18 protein-coding genes are annotated in these 22,030 nt (G+C 63.0%); 5 read left to right on the top strand and 13 right to left on the bottom strand.

Features of this window, described 5'->3' with window-relative positions; genetic code table 11:
* Window positions 1-14 precede the first annotated feature (14 nt).
* Window positions 15-335: a hypothetical protein gene (locus tag IF10I1_RS06445; protein ID WP_197717509.1), complete on the bottom strand. Its 321-nt coding sequence runs from the start codon at window positions 333-335 to the stop codon at window positions 15-17.
* 280 nt (window positions 336-615) lie between these two features.
* Between IF10I1_RS06445 and IF10I1_RS06450 the strand changes: the two genes are divergently transcribed.
* Together IF10I1_RS06450 and IF10I1_RS06455 are read left to right on the top strand one after the other, a co-directional pair.
* Window positions 616-1,218, top strand: coding sequence for an FMN-dependent NADH-azoreductase (locus IF10I1_RS06450; RefSeq protein ID WP_050474265.1), 603 nt, complete (start codon window positions 616-618; stop codon window positions 1,216-1,218).
* Window positions 1,219-2,093: 875 nt separating this feature from the next.
* Window positions 2,094-3,164, top strand: a complete 1,071-nt coding sequence (locus IF10I1_RS06455; protein WP_186424404.1) for a DUF2336 domain-containing protein — start codon at window positions 2,094-2,096, stop codon at window positions 3,162-3,164.
* A gap of 21 nt (window positions 3,165-3,185) precedes the next feature.
* On the opposite strand, the gene IF10I1_RS06460 is transcribed toward IF10I1_RS06455, so the two are convergent.
* Together IF10I1_RS06460 and IF10I1_RS06465 are read right to left on the bottom strand one after the other, a co-directional pair.
* A complete protein-coding gene (locus IF10I1_RS06460) occupies window positions 3,186-3,824 on the bottom strand; it encodes a LysE family translocator (protein WP_186424405.1) in 639 nt (212 codons plus the stop codon).
* A 266-nt stretch (window positions 3,825-4,090) separates the two neighbouring features.
* Entirely contained in the window at window positions 4,091-4,618 is a 528-nt protein-coding gene (locus IF10I1_RS06465; protein ID WP_050474262.1) for a BA14K family protein, read from the bottom strand.
* Between the two features lie 227 nt (window positions 4,619-4,845).
* On the opposite strand from IF10I1_RS06465, the gene IF10I1_RS06470 reads away from it, so the two are divergent.
* Window positions 4,846-5,619, top strand: coding sequence for a HugZ family protein (locus tag IF10I1_RS06470; protein WP_186391098.1), 774 nt, complete (start codon window positions 4,846-4,848; stop codon window positions 5,617-5,619).
* 103 nt (window positions 5,620-5,722) lie between these two features.
* The gene (locus IF10I1_RS06475; RefSeq protein ID WP_186391097.1) at window positions 5,723-6,865 is read left to right on the top strand and encodes an endonuclease/exonuclease/phosphatase; all 1,143 of its coding nucleotides are present in this window, start codon (window positions 5,723-5,725) and stop codon (window positions 6,863-6,865) included.
* Between the two features lie 59 nt (window positions 6,866-6,924).
* Here the strand turns inward: IF10I1_RS06475 and IF10I1_RS06480 are convergent, their stop codons facing one another.
* From IF10I1_RS06480 to IF10I1_RS06510, 7 genes are all read right to left on the bottom strand, one after another.
* Window positions 6,925-8,688 carry a methyl-accepting chemotaxis protein gene (locus IF10I1_RS06480; protein ID WP_208977233.1) on the bottom strand — a complete coding sequence of 588 codons (1,764 nt, stop codon included), beginning with the start codon at window positions 8,686-8,688 and terminating at the stop codon, window positions 6,925-6,927.
* 474 nt (window positions 8,689-9,162) lie between these two features.
* The gene (locus tag IF10I1_RS06485) at window positions 9,163-10,182 is read right to left on the bottom strand and encodes a TIM44-like domain-containing protein (RefSeq protein ID WP_186391096.1); all 1,020 of its coding nucleotides are present in this window, start codon (window positions 10,180-10,182) and stop codon (window positions 9,163-9,165) included.
* 153 nt (window positions 10,183-10,335) lie between these two features.
* Window positions 10,336-13,923: a hydantoinase B/oxoprolinase family protein gene (locus tag IF10I1_RS06490; protein WP_186391095.1), complete on the bottom strand. Its 3,588-nt coding sequence runs from the start codon at window positions 13,921-13,923 to the stop codon at window positions 10,336-10,338.
* Window positions 13,924-14,072: 149 nt separating this feature from the next.
* On the bottom strand, window positions 14,073-15,380 hold the full coding sequence (locus IF10I1_RS06495; RefSeq protein WP_050474257.1) for a TRAP transporter large permease: 1,308 nt from the start codon (window positions 15,378-15,380) through the stop codon (window positions 14,073-14,075).
* Window positions 15,381-15,385: 5 nt separating this feature from the next.
* Window positions 15,386-15,922: a TRAP transporter small permease gene (locus IF10I1_RS06500; protein ID WP_050474256.1), complete on the bottom strand. Its 537-nt coding sequence runs from the start codon at window positions 15,920-15,922 to the stop codon at window positions 15,386-15,388.
* Window positions 15,923-16,186: 264 nt separating this feature from the next.
* Window positions 16,187-17,167: a TRAP transporter substrate-binding protein gene (locus IF10I1_RS06505; RefSeq protein WP_082206073.1), complete on the bottom strand. Its 981-nt coding sequence runs from the start codon at window positions 17,165-17,167 to the stop codon at window positions 16,187-16,189.
* A gap of 80 nt (window positions 17,168-17,247) precedes the next feature.
* Window positions 17,248-18,495 (bottom strand): FAD-binding oxidoreductase, encoded by a 1,248-nt coding sequence (locus IF10I1_RS06510; protein WP_186391094.1) that lies wholly within the window; start codon window positions 18,493-18,495, stop codon window positions 17,248-17,250.
* Between the two features lie 358 nt (window positions 18,496-18,853).
* Here IF10I1_RS06510 and IF10I1_RS06515 point away from each other — a divergent pair, with 358 nt between their 5' ends.
* Entirely contained in the window at window positions 18,854-19,390 is a 537-nt protein-coding gene (locus IF10I1_RS06515; protein ID WP_050474254.1) for a winged helix DNA-binding protein, read from the top strand.
* 67 nt (window positions 19,391-19,457) lie between these two features.
* Here the strand turns inward: IF10I1_RS06515 and IF10I1_RS06520 are convergent, their stop codons facing one another.
* The 3 genes from IF10I1_RS06520 to IF10I1_RS06530 all read right to left on the bottom strand — a co-directional run bounded on the left by IF10I1_RS06520 (window position 19,458) and on the right by IF10I1_RS06530 (window position 21,991).
* Window positions 19,458-20,006 carry a lytic transglycosylase domain-containing protein gene (locus IF10I1_RS06520; RefSeq protein ID WP_208977245.1) on the bottom strand — a complete coding sequence of 183 codons (549 nt, stop codon included), beginning with the start codon at window positions 20,004-20,006 and terminating at the stop codon, window positions 19,458-19,460.
* A gap of 525 nt (window positions 20,007-20,531) precedes the next feature.
* Window positions 20,532-21,290, bottom strand: coding sequence for an N-acetylmuramoyl-L-alanine amidase (locus IF10I1_RS06525; protein WP_186391093.1), 759 nt, complete (start codon window positions 21,288-21,290; stop codon window positions 20,532-20,534).
* Window positions 21,287-21,991 (bottom strand): DnaJ family molecular chaperone, encoded by a 705-nt coding sequence (locus tag IF10I1_RS06530; RefSeq protein WP_123195727.1) that lies wholly within the window; start codon window positions 21,989-21,991, stop codon window positions 21,287-21,289. The genes IF10I1_RS06525 and IF10I1_RS06530 overlap by 4 nt, the downstream gene beginning before the upstream one ends.
* Between the last annotated feature and the right edge of the window lie 39 nt (window positions 21,992-22,030).

Consider the following 22,030-nt stretch of genomic DNA (forward strand, 5'->3'; position numbering starts at 1 on the left):
CCCCTTGTGCGTTTTCAGCGGCCGCTGGACGACTCGCCCATGGCGATGAAGGAGAAGCTGCGGTTTTGCGGTGCGCCATTCGAGGCGCCGGTGATGGCTGTGGCGCTGGCGGCCGTGAGGTAGGGGAATACCACGTTGTCGAGCGGGCTTTCGCTCATGGTGCCCCACATAACCTGCGAGCCGGTGATGGCCGGCAGGCCGGAAAAATTGCCGTTGAACGAGATCTGGTAGATCCCCGGCCCTTCGTTGATGACGGCGAAATCATAGTCTCCCTCACCGCCGCTGCCGGATGCGATGGTGCCGTTGGCGTTCACAACGCCCCAAATCGTAGTCATGGAATTGCTCCTTGTCAGAGGTGACTGGCAAGAAGGAGGACGCAGCGCGGAGGGCGGTGTGAACCTGTCATACCAAGGCTTTCGGGCGCTGACGGATCACGCCTTGAGATTGCTCAGTCGCAGCTTCGAGTGCGGCGGCTTCAGGCCGGGGTTTCACGATGACCCGAACAGACTGTTCACCGGCTGTGGCCTAGTTCTCCGGGGGATGCGGGTTTATGTGTAGGCCGACGAACAACCGGTGCTTTACCTCCCAGGCACTTCATCTCCAAGGAGAGCATTCATGTCCAAGACCATTCTCAAGATTGACGCTTCCGCCCGCAAGGCAGGCTCTGCGACCCGCGATCTCACCGAAAAGCTGGTGAACGGCCTTGCTGCCAAGATCGCTGGCGCCAAGACCGTGACCCGCGATGTGGCCGCCGGTTTCCCGCTGGTTGACGAAGAGTGGATCGGCGCCAACTTCACCGATCCGGCAGCCCGCACCGATGAACAGAAGGCAAAGCTTGCCCTGTCCGACAGCCTCGTTGCCGAACTGAAGGCTGCTGACGTGATCGTCATCGCCGCTCCGGTCTACAATTTCGGCATTCCGGCCTCGCTGAAGTCCTGGATCGATCTGGTGGCCCGCGCCCGCGAAACCTTCCAGTACACCGAAGCCGGTCCGGAAGGCCTGCTGAAGGGCAAGAAGGCCTATATCGTTGCAGCTTCTGGCGGCACGCCGGTCGGCTCGTCCTATGACTATGCCACCACCTATCTGCGTCACGTCTTCGGCTTCCTCGGCATCACCGATGTGGAAGTCGTGGCGGCCGACAAGCTGGCCATGGACGCTGAGGGCAGCATCAAGGCTGCGAACGAAGCCATCGACGCTCTCGTCGCCAAGGCCGCCTGAGTTCAGGCAAAACTTTAGCCCAAGGCAGAGCTCCGCAGCCGCCCGAAGGGGCGGCTGTGTTGTTTCAGGGCCGCGCCTATGATCCGGGCGGCTGGTCTGCTGTTCCGGCATCCGGAGGTCCTGACAGGATACCCGCTCCCGATGAGCCTGCGTCATCGGGAGGTGGTCAAGCCCGTGCGGCGCTTGAGCACCTTCAAGCTGCGATGCGTCAGCGTCTCGGCGCCTTGATATAAAACGCCCGCCGGATCATCATCCTGCGGGCGCTCCAACTGGATCCCTGATATTTTCTGGTTACGCTTTTCCAGCGCGGCTGCCGGTTGCTCCGGCCTGCCGGATTTCCATCTGATGCATATCTTCTACCCAGCCAGCATCAGATCTGCAGTCCTCCAAGTCTCCTACAGTGCGCCGATCACAATGGCGCCCAGGAAGACGAAAGCTGCACAGACTGCTATCACGTCAAGATTGCGGACAATCGACATTGTTTTGCCTCCCGATGTCCTTTCCTGCACGTTCATTAATGTAGGCAAGGTGGCCGCCTGCGCAAAGCAGAAAATGTGCTGCACTGCAAAAGCCGTTGCGTAATTTCTCTGATTCAAAGATGTAAGCCGTTGATTGCGCGCATGAATGGCAGTTCTTGTCTGACTGGGATTGCCTGCCGGGACCGTAGTCCTGCCTATAGGCTGTGCATGGCGCTGGGGAGCGCTGGCGCTGTGTTTGGCAAGGGTGCAGGGCCGATTTATCGAGACACAGGTGCGGCAAGATAAATATTTGTGGTTGAAAATCTATTTGTAAGAATTATCATCACCTTAATAAAAAGGTAACAAGTTCTGCAAAATGTAGTTTCTTGATCTGATGCATGCTTTGGGCGGGCAAAAATGCAAAATCTCGGCAGGCTGGCGGAACTTGCGAGGGATAACACCCCGGAAGGCCGGCGTGCGCTCGTCGATGCGGTGACGGACATGTTCATGACCGCCGCATCGGATCAGGTCGACCATATCAGCCTGCTGTTCGGCGATATCGTGCTCAAGGTGATCGGCAAGCTTGAGGAAGAAGCCCGCATGGCGCTGGCCGTGCGCATCTGCGAGGCCGAGGCCGCCCCCCGTGACTTGATCATGTCGCTTGCAGCAGACCGGATTAACGTTGCGGCGCCGGTTCTGGCCGGTTCACCGGTTTTGACCACCGATGATCTTGTGTCCCTTGCCGAGACTGGCAGCATGGATCATCTGGGCGTCATCGCAGACCGGCGGCCCCTGAACGAGGCGGTGACAAGCGTCATCGTAAGCCGGGGAAACACCGAGGTTCTGGCAACGGTCGCCGGCAACGAGCAGGCCCGGTTCACCGCCAATGCCTTTGAAATGCTCTTGGAAAAGGCCCGGCATCATCCGATGATCCAGGAAGCGCTGATCGGCCGCGAGGATCTTCCGGCCGAGGGCGCCCGCAATCTCGTGCCCTACCTCTCCGAGGAGCTGAAGAAGCGTATCCTTGATCTGGGGGGAGATGGAACGCTGGTGCAGATCCTGGCGGAGCGGGCCGCGCAGGAGGTGCAGGCTCAGGTGCGTGATCTGGGCAGCGCCCAGTCGCGTGCGAAGATGCTGATTGACGACGTGAAGGCCCGCCGCCGCCCGATTGACGATGCGGTCAACCAGTTTTCCAAGACGGACCGGCCGGTGGATCTCGCCCATTTGCTGGCGGAAGTGAGCGAACTGCCCACGGCGATGGTGGCCCGGGTGGTCTTCAACACGGATGATGCTCCGCTGGTCATCCTGTGCCGCGCCAACGGGGTGACGGACAATGCCTACAAGAACATCGTCAAGCTGCGGGCCCAGCGGCTGAAGATGAGCGGTCAGGAGATCAACGATGCCTTCCTGCGCTATGGCCGCATGCAGAGGGCTGAAGCGATGCGCGCGCTCGCCGTGATCCGGGAGCGCGCGAAAAAGGCATCCTGACGAGGGGCGTGACGCCTCAGATCAGGCTGCAGCCCGGCGCAGGGCGGCCGTCATGGCCGCAGCGCCAATCAGCAGGGAACCGCCAAGCCGGTTGAGGGCTTTCATCAGCGAGGGCTTGCGGATCTGCTTGCGCAGGGCAGAGGCGGCGAGCGCATAGACACCCGCGTTCAAGGCGCCCAGCACCACGAAGGTCACGCCCATCAGCATCAGCTGCGGCGCGACGGGCGCGGCGGGCGCGATGAAATGGGGCAGGAAGGCGATGAAGAAGGCGATGCCCTTCGGATTGAGGCTCGTCACCACATAGGTGTTCCAGAAAATCTTGCGCGGCTCCATGGCGGGTGCTGCCATGTCAATCTGATCCGCTGCAGGAATGAACGGCGGCTGCCGCCACATCTTGATGCCGAGCCACAGCAGATAGAGCGCTCCGGCCCATTTCAGCACGGTGAAAGCGGTAGCGGAGGCGGCCAGAACAGCGCCGAGGCCAAGCAGCGAGGCGGTGGCCGCTGTTGCATCTCCCAGGGCGACACCCAAGACGCAGGCCCCGGTCGATTTGCGGCCATGCGACAGGGCGTAGCTGATCACCAGCAGGATGGTTGGCCCGGGAATGGCGAGCACAACGAGAGTGGCCGCCACATAGGCGATGTAGAGTTCAATCGTCATTCCACAATCCTTCCGAAACATGCCCGGCTTCCGCCAGCGGGAGAAGCCAGCCACGGCGCAGGGCACTTTGCAAGTGGGATTGTGGGGCTGACGGCGTCTGACAGAAAAATGAAAGGGAGCCCGCAGTGTGGGCTCCCTCTGGAGATCGGACTGACGGTCCGTGTTATACCGGCTCTCGATGAGCTTGACTCATCAAGAGCCGGTCAAGCCCGTGCGGCGCCTGACCAACTTCAAGGCGCGATGCGTCAGCATCGAAAGCCTTGGTATTACTGGCAGAAGCGCTGCTCGCCGCCATGGGTCGTGAAGGTACCCGTGCGCGGATTGAAGCTGCGGTAGCGCGAGCTGCAGTAGTCGTACCAGGCCGGGCTCCACGGCAGATAGCCGGGCGATGCCTGAGGTGCACCATAGACCGGTGCGCCATAGACCGGGCCAGGAGCCGGAATGGGAGCATGAGCCGGCGGGTAATAGGCCGGGGGAGGCGTGGAGGCGCTGGCGCCGCCGCTCATGGTGCCCAGAAGGATGGCTCCGGCGGCAAGGCCGATCACACCGGCAGCAAGGGCTGCGTCCGTGTTGTTGCGCTTGCGGCCGCGCTCCTCGTGCCGGCCCCGCTCAACCCGGTTGCGGTCTTCCCAGCCCCGGTCGTAGCCGCGGTCATACCCGCGCTCGAAGCCGCGGCCATGGCCCCAGCCGCCGTGCCGGTCACCCCAGCCGCCCGCTTGCGCGCCGGTTGCCAGCGGCGCCAGCAGACTGGCCGAAAGGGCGGCAGTCAGAATGCGCTTGGTCAGGGTGTTCATCTTCCGTCTCCTTCGCGTGAGGGGGCTCGATCCGTGTGGCCCGTTCCTCTGTGTTCCGATGGTGCCAATTTGCCATGGGGGGACTGAATGCACTCTGAGATGCCCGTTCATCTGCCGTTCATGTTGGCAACGGCTGCAGCGGCAGCTTTACGGAAGGGCCGGGGCTGTCTTTTGGCGGCCGGGCGGATAGAATGGCGGGGAGGGAGATTGCTGTTCGGAGAACTCTGGTGACTGAAGCCGGAAAGGAAAAAGCTCTTCTTCAAGAGGTGGATGATGAGGTGCGCCGTCAGGCCCGCTCACTGCTGCGCCTCGCCCGTCACGCCGCCCTCGGTGTTCTGGAGGCGGGGACCGGCCATCCGCTGGTCTCGCGGGTGACACCTGTTGCCGCCATGGATGGAACGCCGGTCGTGCTTGCCTCAAAGCTCGCGGCTCACAAGCCGGCCATGCAGGCAGACGGCCGCTGCTCGCTGCTTGTGGGAGAACCCGGCAAGGGCGATCCGCTGGCCCATCCGCGCATGACGGTGATGGCCGTGGCACGGGAGATTGAACGCGGCTCGCCGGATCATGACGAGGCCCGCCGCCGCCATCTCGCCCGCCATCCCAAGGCCGGGCTTTACGTGGACTTTCCGGATATGAGCTTCTTCCGGCTGGAGGTGGCACGGGCCAGCCTCAACGGCGGCTTCGGCAAGGCCTATGCGCTGAGTGCGGCAGATCTCGTGCTGCCGGTGGAACTCTGTGCGCCGCTGTCTGGCTGGGAGGCGGGTGCTGTCGCCCACATGAATGAGGACCACGCGGATGCGCTTGCCCTTTATGCGCAGGTTCTGTGCGGTCAGCCCAAGGCGAACTGGCGCCTGACGGGCCTTGATCCCGAGGGGCTCGATCTTGCGGCCGGTGACCGTGCCTGCCGGCTGTGGTTCGACACACCGCTGACGGAGCCCAAGGCCCTGCGTGAGAAGCTGGTGGAGCTTGCCAAAGCGGCGCGGGCGAAGGCGCCGGCCTGAAGGCCTGCCATGGCTGTGAGGCCTTCTGAAACCTGAAATGACTGTTGCGTAAGTGTTGCAATTCCCGCCTAAATTGCTTTCCGTTAGGGCAAGGGAGGTGCTTATGACAGACAACAGGATCCAGAGCTTCAAGGTGACGTGCTGGAACATCGAGCATGCGGACAAGCTGCTCGATGATCTGGAGGCCGCCTCAGACGGCGTCCGGGAGAAAGCCGAGGCCCGCCTTGCCGCAGTGCGCGACGAGATCACCGCCCTTGCGGCCGATGTGCTGATGATCAGCGAGGGACCGAATGGAGAGGACCGGGCGAAGCGCTTTTTCGAGAGGGCGGCGCCCGGCTACAAGCTTGTCACGCGCGGCTCGGATGACCGCAGGACCTATGGCATGCAGGGCACGGATGCGGTGACCGGCCGCCAGTGGATCTGGTTCCTGCTGCGGGACATTCCCGCCCTTTCCGGTTCACTGCTTCATCTGGACCAGTGGAAGCGCCTGACCGAGGCCAATTCCGGCGGAGAACACAGGGCTGGAAGCTGGGATGTCGCCTTTCCGGAGTTCCGGGATGGCCAGCTCCTGTTCCGCATCACCCGCAATCACAGTCACTGGCGCCATCCGCAGGTGCTGCTGGCCAATGTGGATGGGGTGAGCATCGAATTCATCGGCTGTCATCTCAAGAGCAAGATCACCCGCACCTCCGGCAGGGGCGATGTGACGGATGCCGCCTTCTTCGACAACAATCCGGGGCTTGTGGCTGACCTGATCAACTCCCGCGTCAAGATCACGACTGAGTGCACGGATGTCCGGCACTATATCGATGCCCGCTTTGCCGCAGATGCAAGCGCGCCGCTGATCGTGCTCGGCGATCTGAATGATGGGCCGGGCAAGGAGCGGATCGAGCGCCGGTTTCTCTATCACGACCTGATCAGCACGCTGCAGGGCGAAATCTTCTTTGCCCGCCGCTTCCTCAATCACGCCCTGTTTGACGCGCCGGAGGAGGAACGCTGGTCGGTTTTCTTCCGCGACAGGCTGGATCCCGGCCGCAGTCCGCGGATCCTGCTGGATCACATCCTGTTCAGCCAGACCTTCACCGGCAACCGGCAGGTAACGGCAAACAGCTTCCGGGCGCGGCAGGGGGGAGGGCTGGTGGAGCATGACGTCCATCACGCCATTACGGGAACGCGGCCGGCCTTTGCCATGACAAGCGATCACAAGCCGGTCTCGATGCATTTCGACCGGCGGGCTCCAGCCTGAAACTTGACGGGGCAGCCCAATGGCTGCCCCGCTTGTCACTGAAGCCTTGCCAGCCTCCGTCAGGCCGCCCGGATGTTCCGCAGGAAAGTGCCGAGCTCGTTCTGCAGGTTCCGGGACTGTTCCGACAGTACGCCCACGGTGGACAGAACCTGACGGGCGCCGGAGCTTGAATCCATGGCGCTTTCCCGGACGGCGCCGATGCTGCGGGTGATTTCATCGCTGCCCTGTGCCACTTCGTGCACATTGCGGGCGATTTCGGAGGTCACCGCATTCTGCTCCTCGATGGCCGAGGCGATGGCGGAAATCTGGCCGTTGATCTGGCTGATGGCAGTCACCACCGCCTCGATGGCTGAGGAGGTGAGGGAGGCGCCGGATTGCATTTCGCCGACCTGCCGGCTGATGTCTTCGGTCGCCTGTCCGGTCTGAGTGGCGAGTGCCTTCACTTCGCCGGCAACCACGGCAAAGCCCCTGCCTGCTTCTCCGGCCCGTGCGGCCTCGATGGTGGCGTTGAGGGCGAGCAGGTTGGTCTGGGCGGCGATGTCGTTGATGAGCTTCACCACATCGTCGATCCTGCGGGCGGAGGCAGCCAATACGCCAACCGTTTCGCTGGAACTGCGCGCGTTCTCGGTGGTGGTGCCGACTGCTCCCAGAGCAGCTGTCACCTGGCGGCTGATCTCACCGATGGAGGCGGCGAGTTCTTCGGCAGCGGAAGCAACCGTCTGCACGCCGCGGCTCGATTCTTCTGCTGCTGCAGCCACCGTGTTGGCCGTGGAGGATGTGTCGTTGGCGTTTCTGGCCATCATCTGTGCGGTGGCTTCCAGCTCCTTCACGGCAGTGGCGATGCTGTCCGAGACGCCCTTGACCGTCGCCTCCAGGTTATCCGCAAGGCGAAGTGTCGCGTCGCGCTTTTCCTGCTCGATGCGCTCCTCCTCCTCCTTTGCCTGGGCCTGCAGACGCTTGATCTCGATGGTTTTCTCGCGGAAGGCTTCGAAGGCAACGGCCAGTGCGCCGATTTCGTCGCGGCTGCGCACCTTGAGCTGCACGCTTGTATCATCCTGTGCCAGGCGGTTGAGGGCGTGGACGACATTGCGCAGCGGGCGGCTGATCCCGAAGATGGAAATCAGCAGCGCAATGGCAGTGCCAGCAGCTATGGCGATGAGGGACACAATCGCCATGAGCCTCAGCCCGTGCAACTCATGCTCCTTGGCTTCGCGCGCGGATGCTTCTGTGAAACTGTTGAGATCTGCCGTCAGTGCCGCCAGCTCCGCGTTCAAGGCGTGCTGTTCGCGCTCAATTTCCACGGCCAATGCCGAGGCCTTGCCGAGGTCGCCGGCGCTGATCTGGGCGACCACTTCCCCGATGTGATCGTCGTAGGTGTTATGTTCCTTTTCGATGCGCTTCAGCTGTTCGAGAACGGTTTCGTATTTGCGCCGGTTCTCGGCTGTCGTCGCGAGCTTTATGCCGTGCTGAGCCAGATCTTCTGCCTCAAGGATCTCTTTCTGGACGGTTTCAGCCAGCTTCGTCAGGCTTGCCGTAAGGCTTGAAACCGTGCCGGTGGCTTCGGAAGCTGCCAGGCCGGCCGCTCTGAGAAGCCGTTCGAGCAGCAGCGCCTGTTCCATCTGATGCAGAGTGACATTCGTGACATTGACCGTCAGCGGAATAGTCTCCTCTGCAATTTCAGTCAGTTCTCCGCCGATTTTCTGCATCTGCAGAATGCCTGTCGCGGCAATGAGGATCATCATTGCGCCGAGGAATGCGACGAGGGATAAAATTTTCGCCGCGATTGAACGGAAGCGGCTGATGTGGGAACGCGAGGATGTCATCTTTAAACCCTGTGCTGCGAAACGGCTTCAGTTCGTCAATCGGTCAGGTTGTGCATCTGACTCTGCGTCATTATTTGGTGTGCCCTGATATTTCGGTTAGTGAATTAACAAAAATATAAAAATAACCTTTGGTTGCGTTTTGTTTTCGGAAATATTTCTACTTACCCAAGGTTTCATTGTCAAAAATCACGCTATGAAATATCGATATTGATGCCAATTGAGTAGTTTTGCTTATGTAAAATGCAAATCAGCGCCATGGTGACGAAGTGTAGTGGGGGCGGTAGACGTTTCTGGAGAGGGGTGATCACAAAAAAAAAAGCCGCCCGGTGCGGGGCGGCTTCTTCGAGACAGTTGGGTCAGCTGCGGGATGTTAGACCAAACCTCGATGAGCTTGGCTCATCGAGGTTTGGTCAAGCCCGTGCGGCGTTTGAGCATTTTCAAGGCGTGATGCGTCAGCATCTCAGAGCCTTGGTGTTAGTCGGTGCCCTGAATGGCGGCGAGCACCCATTCCCCGCCATTCTGGCGGCGGAAGGTCCACAGTTCGGTGCTTTCCTGCGGCTCTTCGAGGCTGCCCGAAAGCACGCGTCCGGAGTTGCGGTCGAGGATGGCGTCGATTGCGGAGAAGCGCATGGCGACCGTTGCATAGTCGTCGTTGCCCTCGCTCCAGGCCTCCGAAAGATCGCCCTGCAGCAGCTTCACATCCGAAACGCTGTTGCGCTTGCCGGAGGAGGCGAGTTCACCCAGTTCTTCGGCGAGGAAGGACATGGCTTCCGGCGTCGCCAGACGGCGCAGGGTGGCATAGTCCTCGCGGCCATAGGCTTCCTGCACCTCGGCCAGCATCTGTTCGAAGCGGTCGAAATCGGCAGCTTCCAGCTCAAGCGGCGTGTCCATGACAGGGGCCTGCACCGGTGCGGAGGCTGCCGGGCTGGCGTTGCCGCCGCCATTGCCGCCGAAGCTGAAGGGGTTGCCCGCATCGCCGCCTGCGCTGGTGCGCAGGTCCGGGCGTGCGCCACCGGCTGCAGCAGCCGCCGGCTGCTGACGCCGTGCGCCAAGGAAACGCATCACCATGACCGCGATGAAGCCGATGAGGGCAACCTGCAGGATCAGGCCGAGGAAGCCGGCAAAGCCGCCCAGCCCGCCGCCAAACAGCATGCCGAAGAGGCCGCCCATGAGCAGGCCGCCGAGCAGCGCGCCGCCCATGCCGCCGAAAAGCCCGCGTGAGGGCTGGGCTGCCTGCTGCTGCCGTGCGGCTGCGGCCGGCGCTGCCTGCTGGCCCTGTGCGGGCTGCGGCGTCATGGTGCGCTGCATGGGGGCGGCGGTGCCGGGGGCGGTGTTGGTCGGAGCAGGGGCGGAATAGGTGCGGTTGCCACGGCTGCCGAAGCCGCTGCTGCCGGCCCGGCGGGCTTCGGCATATTCAACGGCGGCAAAAAGCGTCGCGATTCCAAGGGCAAGGGCGGCTGTCGTCTTGCGCATCCGGCGGGCGGCAGCAGGCATCAGGCATTTCCTCCAATAGGCTCAGGTCGAGAATAACCCTCGTCATATGGGAGTATGGCGGCCGTATTACCAGTGCAAATGACACTTGCGTGTGTGGCTTATGCGTATGAAAAAAGGGGCGGAACCATCCGGCTCCGCCCCCTCGGGGAATGGTCAGTCCGGGCGGCCCCAGCCGCCGGCCGTGGGGGTGATCATGGTCACCGCCTCGCCCGGCTCCAGAACGGTCTGGTCGCAGCCCTTCAGCACCTCGATGCGCCCGTCGAGACGGCGCACTTCCGTGCGGCCAAGCTGCCCGTCCTCGCCGCCTTCCATGCCCTTCGGGGCGATGGTGCGGTGGGAGCCGAGGATGGCGAGATCCATCCTTTCAAGGAAGCGCAGGGTGCGGCGGGTGCCGCCGCCTGCGGACCATTTGCCCTTGCCGCCCGAGCCCTTGCGGATGTGGAAGTCTTCCAGCAGCACGGGGAAGCGGAATTCCAGCACTTCGGGATCGGTCAGGCGCGAGTTGGTCATGTGCACATGCACCCCGTCCGTGCCGTTGAAGCCGGGACCGGCGGGGGAGCCGGAGCAGATGGTCTCATAGTACTGGTAGGTGTTGTTGCCGAAGGTCAGGTTGTTCATGGAACCCTGACTGTTGGCCATCGCCCCCAGTGCCGCGAACAGCGCATTGGTGACGTGCTGCGAGGTCTCCACATTGCCCGCCACAACGGCCGCCGGATATTCCGGCTTCAGCATGCAGCCATCGGGCAGGATGATGCGGATGGGCCTGAGGCAGCCCGCATTCATCGGAATGTGGCCGTCCACCATGACGCGGAAGCAGTAGAGCACGGCCGCGCGGGTCACCGGCTCCGGTGCGTTGAAGTTGTTGGCCGCCACCGGGCTGGTGCCGGTGAAGTCAACGGTTGCCTCGCGCTTGTCCTTGTCGACGGTGATCTTCACCTTGATCACCGAGCCCTGATCGGTCGGGTAGTCGCAGGCGCTGTCCTTCAGGGCCGAGATCACCCGGCGCACACTTTCCTCGGCATTGTCCTGCACATGGCCCATATAGGCCTGCACCACGTCGAGGCCGAAGTGGGCGACCATCTTGCGCAGTTCCTGAATGCCCTTCTCGTTGGCTGCGATCTGCGCCTTCAGGTCGGCAACGTTCTGGTGGACGTTGCGCACGGGATAAGGATGGGAAGTCAGCAGTTCGATCAGTTCCGCCTCGCGGAACCGGCCCTGATCGACAAGCTTGAAGTTGTCGATCAGCACGCCTTCCTCGTCCACCGTGGTGGCGAGCGGGGTCATGGAGCCGGGGGCCGAGCCGCCCACATCCGCATGGTGGCCGCGGCTGGCGGACCAGAACAGGATCTCCTCGCCCGCATCGTCAAACACCGGCGACACGACGGTGATATCCGGCAGGTGGGTGCCGCCGTTGTAGGGGGCGTTGAGGGCGAAGACGTCGCCGGGGCGGATCTGGCCATGGTTGAGCTTGATCACCGTTTCGACGGACCGGTCCATGGAGCCCAGATGCACCGGCATGTGCGGCGCATTGGCCACCAGCGCGCCGTTGCGGTCGAACACGGCGCAGGAGAAGTCCAGACGCTCCTTGATGTTCACCGAATAGGCGGTGTTCTGCAGGGTCAGGCCCATCTGCTCGGCTATGGACATGAAGAGGTTATTGAACACTTCCAGCATGACCGGGTCGGCATGGGTGCCGATGGCGGCGGAGCGTTCCAGCGGCACGACGCGGCGCAGGATCACGTGGTCCTTGACGTTGATTTCCGCCTGCCAGCCCGGTTCCACGACGATTGTGGCATGCGGCTCGATGACAAGTGCAGGGCCGGGCACCTTCATGCCGGGCTTCAGCCCCGCACGCAGATAGACGCCTGCCTCATGCCACTGGCCGGACGCATAGACGCGGGTGGTGCGGGCGGGCTCCGGCGTGCCTTCGGTGAGCGGATGATCCGGCTCGGTGATGCCGGCGCCGCCGCCGGAGCTTTCCACCTCGAGGGCTTCCACCACCACCGGCTTGTTTTCATAGGCAAAGCCGAACTGCTTGCGGTGGGCGTCCTCGAAGGCGGCCATCATTTCTGCCGGGCTGGCCAGCAGAACGGGCAGGGGCGTGTCGGTGCCCTCGTAGCGCAGATGGGCACGGGCGAGGGTTTCGCAATCATCGCCCGTCACACCCTGTGCCTTCAGCTCGGCCTCGGTCTGGGCGGCAAGCTCTGCGCGCAGCGTGTCGAGCGCGGGCATTAGTGCCTCTTCCAGCCGCTTGATCACCGCCTGCTGGCGGCTGGCGCGGATGTCGGCAAGGCCCATGCCATAGGCGGAGAGAATGCCGGAGAAGGGATGCAGGATCACCGTTTCCATGCCGAGGCTGTCGGCCACCATGCAGCCGGACTGGCCGCCTGCGCCGCCAAAGCAGGTGAGAGCATAGCCCGTCACGTCATAGCCGCGCTGCACGGAGATCTTCTTGATGGCATTGGCCATGTTCTCGACGGCAATGCGCAGGAAGCCGTCGGCCACTTCCTCCGGCTTGCGCCCGCCGCCGATCTTGTGCGCCAGTTCGGCAAAGGCCGTCTTCACGGCATCTGCGTCCAGCGCCTCGTCCCGGTTCGGGCCGAAGATCTTCGGGAAGAAATCCGGGATCAGCTTGCCGGTCATGACATTGGCATCGGTGACGGCCAGCGGGCCGCCACGCCGGTAGCACTTCGGGCCGGGGTTGGCGCCTGCCGAATCCGGGCCGACCTGAAAGCGCCCGTCCCGGTAATGCAGGATCGAACCGCCGCCGGCGGCGACCGTGTGGATCATCATCATCGGCGCACGCATGCGCACGCCGGCCACTTCCGTTTCGAAGGCACGCTCATAGGTGCCGTCGAAATGGCAGACATCCGTTGAGGTGCCGCCCATGTCGAAGCCGATGACCTTTTCGAAGCCTGCAAGCCGCGAGGTCTCGACCGCGCCGACAACACCGCCCGCCGGGCCGGAGAGGATCGCGTCCTTGCCCTGGAACAGGTCCGCCGCCGTCAGGCCGCCGGAGGACTGCATGAACATCAGGCGCGGGCCTTCGCCCAGCTCTTCCTGCACCTGCCGCACATAGCGGCGCAGGATCGGCGAGAGATAGGCATCCACCACCGTGGTGTCGCCGCGCCCGACCAGCTTCATCAGTGGCGAGACCTCATGGCTGACGGAGATCTGCGGGAAGCCCACCTCGCGGGCGATGGCCGCAACGCGCTTCTCGTGGTCGGGATAGGCATAGGCGTGCATGAAGACGATGGCGACGGAGCGGATGCCGGCGTTCCAGGCCGCTTCCAGTGCGGCGCGGGCTTCCGCTTCGTCCAGCGGCGTTTCCAGCGTGCCATCGGCGCGCAGGCGCTCGCTCACCTCGTGGACGCTCTCATAGAGCAGTTCCGGCTTGATGATTTCCTTGGCGAAAATGTCCGGCCGGGCCTGATAGCCGATGGCCAGCGCATCGCGGAAGCCCTTGGTGGTGATCAGCGCCGTGCGCTCGCCCTTGCGCTCCAGCAGGGCGTTGGTTGCGACCGTCGTGCCCATCTTCACCGTGGCGATGGCGCCGGAGGGGATCGGGTCCCCTGCGGCCAGGCCCATCAATTCGCGGATGCCCTGCACGGCGGCGTCCCGGTAGGCTTCCGGGTTTTCCGAAAGCACCTTGTGCGCGCGGATTGTCCCATCGGGCGTGCGGCCGACGATGTCGGTGAAGGTGCCGCCGCGATCAATCCAGAAATCCCACTGACCGTTCATTTTCGTCCCTCTGGGTACGGTTCTTCCATGGCTGGATTTCAAGTTATGTTTTTATCGACATTTTGTCGATAAATTATTTTTTGAAATCAGCTTGCCGTTTGTCCTTCGCCCCGGGCCCTTCGACGCTGACGCATCGCGGCCCGAAGGGCTTACCCTCTGTTCGCCATATTCATGGGCAGCCAGGTGGCCAGTTCGGGGAACACGATCAGCAGCATCACCATCACCACCATGATGCAGAACATCGGCAGGGCGGCACGGGCGATGTAGGACATCGGATGGCTGGTCATGCCCTGCAAGACGAACAGGTTGAAGCCAATAGGCGGCGTGATCTGTGCCATTTCGACCACCACCACGATAAAGATGCCGAACCACAGCACGTCTATGCCGGCCTGGCGGATCATCGGCTCCACCACCGCCATGGTCAGCACCACGGAGGAAATGCCATCCAGGAAGCAGCCGATGACGATGTAGAACACCAGCAGCGCCAGCAGCAGCTGGAACTTGGAAAGCTCCATGCCGCCGATCCATCCCGCCAGCGCGCGCGGCAGGCCGGTGAAGCCCATGGAGAGCGACAGGAAGGCGGCACCGGCCAGAATGAGGGCCACCATGGCCGAAGTGCGGGTGGCGCCCATCAGGCTTTCGCCGAAGGATTTCCACGTCAGCGAGCCTTGCGCCAGCGCCAGAAGCAGCGATCCGATGACGCCGAGGGCGGCCGCTTCCGTTGCCGTGGCAAGGCCTGCGTACATGGAGCCGATGACCACCACGATGAGCGCCAGGACGGGGAGCAGGAAGCGGGAGTTCCTGAATTTCTCGCCGAAGGACATTACCGGTTCGGGCTTTGGATTATAGTCCTTCGAAACCTTGGAATAGACGGCGATATAGCCCATGAACAGGGCGGCCAGCACGAGGCCGGGAATGACGCCGGCCATGAACAGGCGGGTGATGGATTCATTCGTCGTCACGCCATAGACGATCAGCGTCAGCGATGGCGGGATCATCAGGCCGAGCGTGGCGGAGCCTGCCAGCGTGCCGATGATGGTCTTTTCCGGATAGCCGCGCTTGCGCAGTTCCGGAATGGTCATCTTGCCGACGGTCGTGAGCGTTGCGGCAGAGGAGCCGGAGACGGCGGCAAAGACGGTGCAGCCCGCAACATTGGTGTGCATCAGCCCGCCGGGCAGACCGCCCATCCAGGGGGCAAGGCCGCGGAACATGTCCTGCGACAGGCGGGTGCGGTAGAGGATCTCGCCCATCCAGATGAACAGCGGCAGGGCCGTCAGCGTCCAGGAGGATGAGGCCGCCCAGATGACGGTGATCATCGCGTCACCGGCCGGGCGCGAGGTGAAGAGTTCCATACCGACATAGGCGACGCCCAGCAGGGCAAGACCCACCCACACGCCGGTGCCCAGCAGCAGGAACAGGACGAAGAGAAAAATGACAATCGGAGCAATGGCTTCCATCGGGCTTACTCCGCGTGGGACTGTTCGCCGGTGCCGGCAGCAATGCCGGTGCGGCCGGTGACGAGCACCCGGAAGAAGCTTTCAGTGAGAGCGATGGCAAGCAGGGCAGCGCCTGCGGCCATGGCCGACTGGGGAATCCAGAGCGGCGTCTGGTCCTGCCCCTGGCTGATGTCATGCAGCTTGCGGGACCAGTAGACGGCTTTCACCGCATACCAGGTCAGATACCAGCCAAGCGCCGAGCCGATGGCAAGACACCAGGCCTCAACCCAGCGCACATGCCGCCCGGCAAGGTTCAGCAGCAGTCCGACACGGATATGCGTGCCGCTTTTCAGCGCATGGGCAAAGGCAAGGAAAGACGCGGAGGCCATGGCATAACCGGCATAATTGGCGGCTCCTGGAAAGGTGATGCCCAGCCAGCGGGCGCCCATCTGTGCAACGATGATGACAAGGATCATCACCAGGCTGATTGCCGCAAGCACGGCTCCGGCCCGGTACAGGCCATCAAGGACGCGCAGCAGCGCATGTCCGGATCTTTCAAGCATCAGGTTCCCCTCTTCGCCATGGTGCCTGCCCTTCCTTTTTGAAAGGGTCCGGCTTTCCGGCACCTTGCAGCGCCAGCCTTTTTGCCCCTTCAGGCACCATGCCGGAAACCTTGCGCGCGGGAACCTGCCAGTCGCAAGACTTCGGGAATGGGCCTGTCCGGATATATCCGGACAGGCGGGGGGGGATTGGGCCTGTCCAGAGAACTCCGGACAGGCGGGGGAATGGACCTGTCCGGGTATGTCCGGACCGGTTGGGTTCAGGGATTACTGCGCCTTGTAGGCGTCGATGACGGCCTTGCCCTTGTCGCCGGCTGCGGCCAGCCAGTCGCTGGTCATGGTCTCGCCCACGGCCTGCAGGTCCGCCTTCAGCTGATCGGAGGGCGGGGCCACCTTCATGCCGTTGGCGGCGAGGCCTTCCAGCGTCTTGGTGGTGTAGGCAATGGCCTTTTCGAGGCCAGCGGCTTCTGCCTTGGCGCCGCAGTCGGTGAAGGCGGCCTTCTGGGCATCGGTCAGGGCGGCGTAGCTGTCCTTGTTGACGAGGACGGCGTTGCGCGGCAGCCAGGCGTTCACTTCATAGAAGTTGGTGACGCCGCTTTCCCAGAGCTTGCTGTCGAAACCGGTTGCGCCGGAGGACATCATGGATTCGGTCACGCCCGTGGCAAAGGCCTGCGGCACTTCGGCCGCCTCGATCTGCACGGCCGCCATGCCGGTCAACTCGGCGATCTTGGAGGTGGCGGCATTATAGGCGCGGAACTTGGTGCCCTTCATGTCGGCAACCGAGTTCACTTCCTTCTTGAAATAGAGGCCCTGCGGCGGCCAGGCCACGGTGTAGATGAGGACGAGGTTCTGTTCGTCCAGCGCCTCGGCGACGGCCGGGCCAGCCGCGTCCCACAGCTTGCCGCTCTCTTCAAAGGAGGTTGCGAGGAAGGGAATGCTGTCCACGCCGAACAGCGGGTTCTCGTTGGCATGGGCGGAAAGCAGACGCTCGCCGATCGGCACCTGACCGGTCTGGACAGCGCGCTTGATGTCGGCGCCGCCGAAGAGCGAACCATTCGGGTGGGCGACGATATCGATCTCACCGCCGGTGGCTTCCTTCACGCAGGCGGCGAATTCGACAACGTTTTCGGTGTGGTAGTTGCTGGCCGGATAGGCCAGCGGCATGTCCCACTTTTCAGCCATGGCGGCCTGAGCCAGCGCTGCGCTGCAGACGCTGGCCAGAATGGCGGTCTTCATCATGCGTGTCATCCTTACTTCCCCTCAGGTTCTGGCCTCAGGATGCGTTGCCTGGGCCGGTTGGTTCTTCTTGCGTCTTGCGCCTTTTTCCTTCAGGCAAACCGTGCCGGATCGAAGGCGGAAAGATCGGAGTTGGTCTTCTGGCCCGTCAGCATGCCAGACACGAAGCGTCCCGTCTTGGGGCCTGCGGTCAGGCCGATGTGATGATGGCCGAAGGCGGCGATCACATCGCGGCAGCCGGGCACCGCGCCGATCAGCGGCAGGCTGTCGGAAGGGGCGGGACGGTGGCCCATCCAGCGGCTGGTCTCGCGCCAGGCGAGGCCGGGCATGGCAGCACGGGCCTGCCGCTCCAGCAGCGCGAAGGGCGCTTCGCTCGGGCCTGCGTCCAGCCCGCCGAACTCGACGATGCCCGCCAGCCGGATGCGGCCTTCCATCGGCGTTACCACGAACTTGCCCGATGTCATCATGGTGGGGGCAGCCGGCATGGCGCTGGGCTCGATGAGTTCGAGGTGATAGCCGCGCTCGCTTTCCAGCGGCACGGAAAGGCCCAGCTTTGCCATCAGCGGCTTCGACCAGACACCGGTGGCCAGAACCGCCTTGCCGCAGGCGATGAAACCATCGCTTGTCTCAAGGCCTTCCAGACCGTCTGGACCGATACGGAAATCGAATATCTCTGCGCGCCGGAAGGTTCCGCCAAGCGAGAGAAAATGCCCGGCGAGAGCCTTCACATAGCGGCCGGGATCACTGATCCGGCCATGGTTCTTCAGCCGCACGGCAAAGCTGTTTTTCGGGCTGAACAAAGGATCATAGTCCGTCAGCGCGGCCCCCTCGATCTCGTCCCACTCGAAACCGGCCTGACGGCGCAGGTTCCAGCCGAAGCTGTCGCCCTCGAAGGCGGCGCGGTCCGGATAGCGGAAGACATAATCGGAAGGCACCAGCCAGCGTTCGGCTTCCGTGCCGCCGGCCAGCGCCTGATGCTGGGCGAGGCTGTCGGCATTGAGCAGCGCCAGCCCGCGCGAAATCGCTTCCACCCGGTCGGCCCGGCAATTGGCAAGATAGCGGGTGAGGAAGGGCAGCAGCTTCGGCAGATAGGGCCAGCGCAGGAACAGGGGGCTGTCCGGGTCCATCAGCATGCCGGGCGCCTTGCGCATGAGGCCCGGCACCGTCACCGGCACGATGGCGCAGGCGGCAAGCACGCCGCCATTGCCGAAGGAGGTGGCCTCGCCCGGCTCCTGCCAGTCGATCAGGATCACATTGGCGCCTGCTCGGGCCAGCCAGACGGCGGTTGATACACCGGCAATGCCTGCCCCGATGACGGCAATCGGGCCGGAAACGCTCATGCAGCAACGGCCTCAAACGGCCTGCTCGATCTTCCTGTCATGCTGCAAAGCCTCCCAACTCACAGTCCCTGCCGGGACGTTAATTGACGCCTATAAAATGTCAATAAATCATCGCCGTTTCGGCTGGTGCTGTCCTGACGAATTTGCGAGCATAATATCTGCAGTTAAGCCGCCGGAATGCGCGGTCTTTTCATGCCGGTGCATTATCGGGACGGCAAAGTGCCCGGTAAAACAGCAGGTGCATGTCGTATCTGCGCAAGCGGCCGGCTTTGGGTCTGTTGCTGGGGCGCGTATCTGTCGGGTAGTTTGCAGCTGCGTTTGATTGTGGGATTTCGCACCGGGGAGATGTGCTGGACCAATGACAGAAAAAGAAGAACCGCAGGAACTGGCTCCGATTGGTCCGGTCGTGTCCGCCGCCCATCTGGCTTCTGGCGCCATGCCGTCGCTGTCGGAGGTGGAGTTCGGCGTGACGATGATGATCAACGCCTATTACCGCTGGATGGTCCGCTGCATGGCTGCTGCTGGTGTGCCGGGCATGAGCCCGCTGGACGTCCAGGTGCTGCACTCGATCAATCACCGGGGCAGGGCCAAGACGCTGGCCGATCTCTGCCTCGTGCTGAATATCGAGGATACCTACACCGTGTCCTATGCGCTGAAGAAGCTGGAGGCCGCGAAGCTGATCGTTTCGGGGCGGCGGGGCAAGGAGAAGACGGTGGCGATCACGCCTGAAGGCGAAAAGGCCTGTCTCGAATACCGCCGCCTGCGCGAGGCGCTGCTGGTGCAGCCGGTCAAGGCCATCGGCTTTGACGAGAAGGAACTGTCGCGCCTTGCGGCCATCCTGCGCTCTGTCTCCGGCTCCTACGATCAGGCGGCGCGGGCAGCTGCGGCCATGTAATGAATGCAAGAGGCGGCCGGATGGAGGCTTTCATCTCCATCCGGCCGCCCTTCTTCTGCGTATCCGGTTACAGCGAGGCGATGATCTGCTTCACCTGGCCGCAATACTGGCGGCTGCGGGCGTTCATCCGGGTGGCGAAATGGCCGGCGTTGTAGCGCAGGATCGTGCCGCAGGTGTCGCCGCCAGCGCGGGCCTGAGCACCGGCCAGATAGCGCATGCCCCATTCCAGATTGGTTGCCGGATCATAGAGTGCCGACGCCTTGCCCCGGAAGCCGAGACCACGCGCGGTGGCAGGCTTGATCTGCATGAGGCCGATCTCCCCATGGCGGCCCCTTGCGCGGGCGTTGTAGTTGCTTTCCACGCGGATCACGGCGTGGGCCAGTTCCACGGAAACCCCATGACGCTTGGCGGCAGCGGCGATCAGATGATCATAGGCGCTGTGTCCGGCAACGCTGCTGTCATCATCGGCAGTGCTTGCAGCGGCCACCTTGCCGCTTTCGCTGGTACCCTGTGTTCCGGCTTCGGTTGCGGCGGTCTTGCTCCGCTTGACGACCAGGCCACCGGGCGTTTCATCCGTGACGGGACGGAGGGCAGGCGTCAGACGCCCTCCGACCATGACCAGGACCTCGCGCATTTCGGGTTTTGCGTTTTCGCTGCCTGCTTCGCTGGCTTCGGGAGATGGAGCGGCTGCACGGCTTTTGGCATGGCTTTCGCCGGGCATCATGGTCAGGGTCAGCGCAACAGAAAAAAGGCAATAGAAAGCCCGGCGCAGGGAGGTGCGCGTCTGGGTCATGTGATGTGGCTCCGTGAGTGTCTTCCGGGGGCTGCCCGCGGCTGAGGTCAATGCGGCTTGCCGCGGTTCGATGGGGGAGAAATGACCGCCAGCTTGGGCCAAAATCGGCCCGCTATCATCACGAAATGTTACGGAAATTAAGGGTAGCCCGTTAAATATTTAAGCGTTTTATAGGTAAATCATGCAGATCTGGGCAAAAGCGGGGCGCTTGTTTGGTGAGAAGCGTTCAGCCATCAAAGCGCCCGTCTTTATCTCAGGATTTGCCCCGGATGTTGCTGTGCACAATAGCGTGCCTTGCCGGTTGATGCTTGCTGTTTCCGGCCATTGCCGCTGCCCGCCGGCTGCAGGTCAGAGTTCGGGCAGGGCCGTGAGCAGCTTGTGCAGCGTGGCAATGGTGGAGGCATCGGCGATACCGTCCACCCTTTCGGGGCGGAAATGGCGCTGGAAGGCAGTGACGGCCGCCTTGGTGCGGGCATCGAACTCCCCCTGCACCGGCACGTCATAGCCGTAGATTGCCAGCATCGACTGCAGCGCCTCGATGGGCTGGCCGCTTTCGCCCTCCTGGAAGAACCGGCCGCTGGTCACGGGAACCGGGTCCACATGATGGGCAACGCCGCCGGCGGCCAGAACGTTCCATGGAAACAGCTCGCCCGGATCTTCCTTGCGGCCGGGGGCGACGTCCGAATGAGCAAGCACGCGCCAGGGCTTCATCTGGTGGCGCAGCATGATGTCCTGGCACAGGTGGAGAACCGCTTCGACCTGTGCCTCGGGGAAGGGGCGGTAGCCCCACTCATGGCCGGGATTGACGATTTCGATGCCGATGGAGCGGGAGTTGATGTCCGTCTCGCCCTTCCAGAAGGACTTGCCCGCATGCCAGGCGCGGCGGGCTTCCGGCACGCATTGCAGGATCCGGCCATCCTCATGGACGAAATAATGGGTGGAGACTTCCGCGCGCGTGTCGCACAGGCGCTGCAGGGCTTCATCGGCGGTCTGCATCCCGGTGTAATGCAGGATGATCATGTCAACCGCTGCGCCGTCCCGGCGTTCATTGTGATTGGGGGAGGGGTGCACTCTGGCGGGCACGCCGCAATCAGGCTTCACACTCACAGGCCACGCTCCGAACTGATCTTGGCATAGGCCGCATTGAGGGCGGCCATTCGGTCATTGGCGATACGGACGAATTCCTGGGGCACGCCGCGGGCAATCAGCACGTCCGGGTGGGTTTCCCGCACCTCGCGGCGGTAATGCGCCTTCACGTCCTCGTTTGATGCATCCGGATGGATGCCCAGAACCGCATAGGGGTCGTTGCGATCGCGCACATGGCGGGCAACCACCTTGTTGAACTCGCGCTCATCGAGGCCGAAAATCCGTGCCACCTCGCGCAGAAACTCAAGCTCCTGCGTGTGGATCAGCCCGTCGGCCTTGGCAATGAAGAACAGGCCGTCGAGAATGTCGAAGAGGGTCTTGCGGTCATAGGGAAAGAGATCCGCCAGCTTCTTGGCATAGGTATCGAAGCCGGCAATGTCCTGTTTGGCGAGATCAAACAGGCGCGCGACATTGCGTTCCTCGCCTTCGGGGATCTCGAACAGCTTGCGGAAGGCGAGGACCTCGTCGGTCGTCACCACGCCGTCTGCCTTGGCCATCTTCGCAGACAGGGCAATCATGGCGACGGTGAAGCCGACCGTGCATGTTCCTTCCGGCCGGGCAAGGACAAGCTGCACCAGCCGGTCGATCAGCTGCGCGCCGCCTGAACCAATGGCCGAGCCGATGGCTGTGACGATGGCGCCAATGCTGGACCAGATGTTCACCGCGTCAGGCTCCGGGATCGGGGTGCACGTCTGGCCAAA

Origin of the sequence: Pannonibacter sp. I15F10I1 (genome assembly GCF_900185665.1) — a bacterium.
GTDB classification, from domain to species: Bacteria; Pseudomonadota; Alphaproteobacteria; order Rhizobiales; family Stappiaceae; genus Pannonibacter; species Pannonibacter indicus.

What these genes read in the sequence shown, in the direction of transcription:
- IF10I1_RS06450 (WP_050474265.1), top strand. Translation starts at nt 616, where the DNA reads ATGTCCAAGACCATTCTCAAGATTGACGCTTCCGCCCGCAAGGCAGGC.
- IF10I1_RS06495 (WP_050474257.1), bottom strand. Translation starts at nt 15,380, where the DNA reads ATGGAAGCCATTGCTCCGATTGTCATTTTTCTCTTCGTCCTGTTCCTG.
- IF10I1_RS06505 (WP_082206073.1), bottom strand. Translation starts at nt 17,167, where the DNA reads ATGACACGCATGATGAAGACCGCCATTCTGGCCAGCGTCTGCAGCGCA.
- IF10I1_RS06455 (WP_186424404.1), top strand. Translation starts at nt 2,094, where the DNA reads ATGCAAAATCTCGGCAGGCTGGCGGAACTTGCGAGGGATAACACCCCG.
- IF10I1_RS06490 (WP_186391095.1), bottom strand. Translation starts at nt 13,923, where the DNA reads ATGAACGGTCAGTGGGATTTCTGGATTGATCGCGGCGGCACCTTCACC.
- IF10I1_RS06510 (WP_186391094.1), bottom strand. Translation starts at nt 18,495, where the DNA reads ATGAGCGTTTCCGGCCCGATTGCCGTCATCGGGGCAGGCATTGCCGGT.
- IF10I1_RS06465 (WP_050474262.1), bottom strand. Translation starts at nt 4,618, where the DNA reads ATGAACACCCTGACCAAGCGCATTCTGACTGCCGCCCTTTCGGCCAGT.
- IF10I1_RS06460 (WP_186424405.1), bottom strand. Translation starts at nt 3,824, where the DNA reads ATGACGATTGAACTCTACATCGCCTATGTGGCGGCCACTCTCGTTGTG.
- IF10I1_RS06475 (WP_186391097.1), top strand. Translation starts at nt 5,723, where the DNA reads ATGACAGACAACAGGATCCAGAGCTTCAAGGTGACGTGCTGGAACATC.
- IF10I1_RS06500 (WP_050474256.1), bottom strand. Translation starts at nt 15,922, where the DNA reads ATGCTTGAAAGATCCGGACATGCGCTGCTGCGCGTCCTTGATGGCCTG.
- IF10I1_RS06515 (WP_050474254.1), top strand. Translation starts at nt 18,854, where the DNA reads ATGACAGAAAAAGAAGAACCGCAGGAACTGGCTCCGATTGGTCCGGTC.
- IF10I1_RS06485 (WP_186391096.1), bottom strand. Translation starts at nt 10,182, where the DNA reads ATGCCTGCTGCCGCCCGCCGGATGCGCAAGACGACAGCCGCCCTTGCC.
- IF10I1_RS06445 (WP_197717509.1), bottom strand. Translation starts at nt 335, where the DNA reads ATGACTACGATTTGGGGCGTTGTGAACGCCAACGGCACCATCGCATCC.
- IF10I1_RS06520 (WP_208977245.1), bottom strand. Translation starts at nt 20,006, where the DNA reads ATGGTCGGAGGGCGTCTGACGCCTGCCCTCCGTCCCGTCACGGATGAA.
- IF10I1_RS06480 (WP_208977233.1), bottom strand. Translation starts at nt 8,688, where the DNA reads ATGACATCCTCGCGTTCCCACATCAGCCGCTTCCGTTCAATCGCGGCG.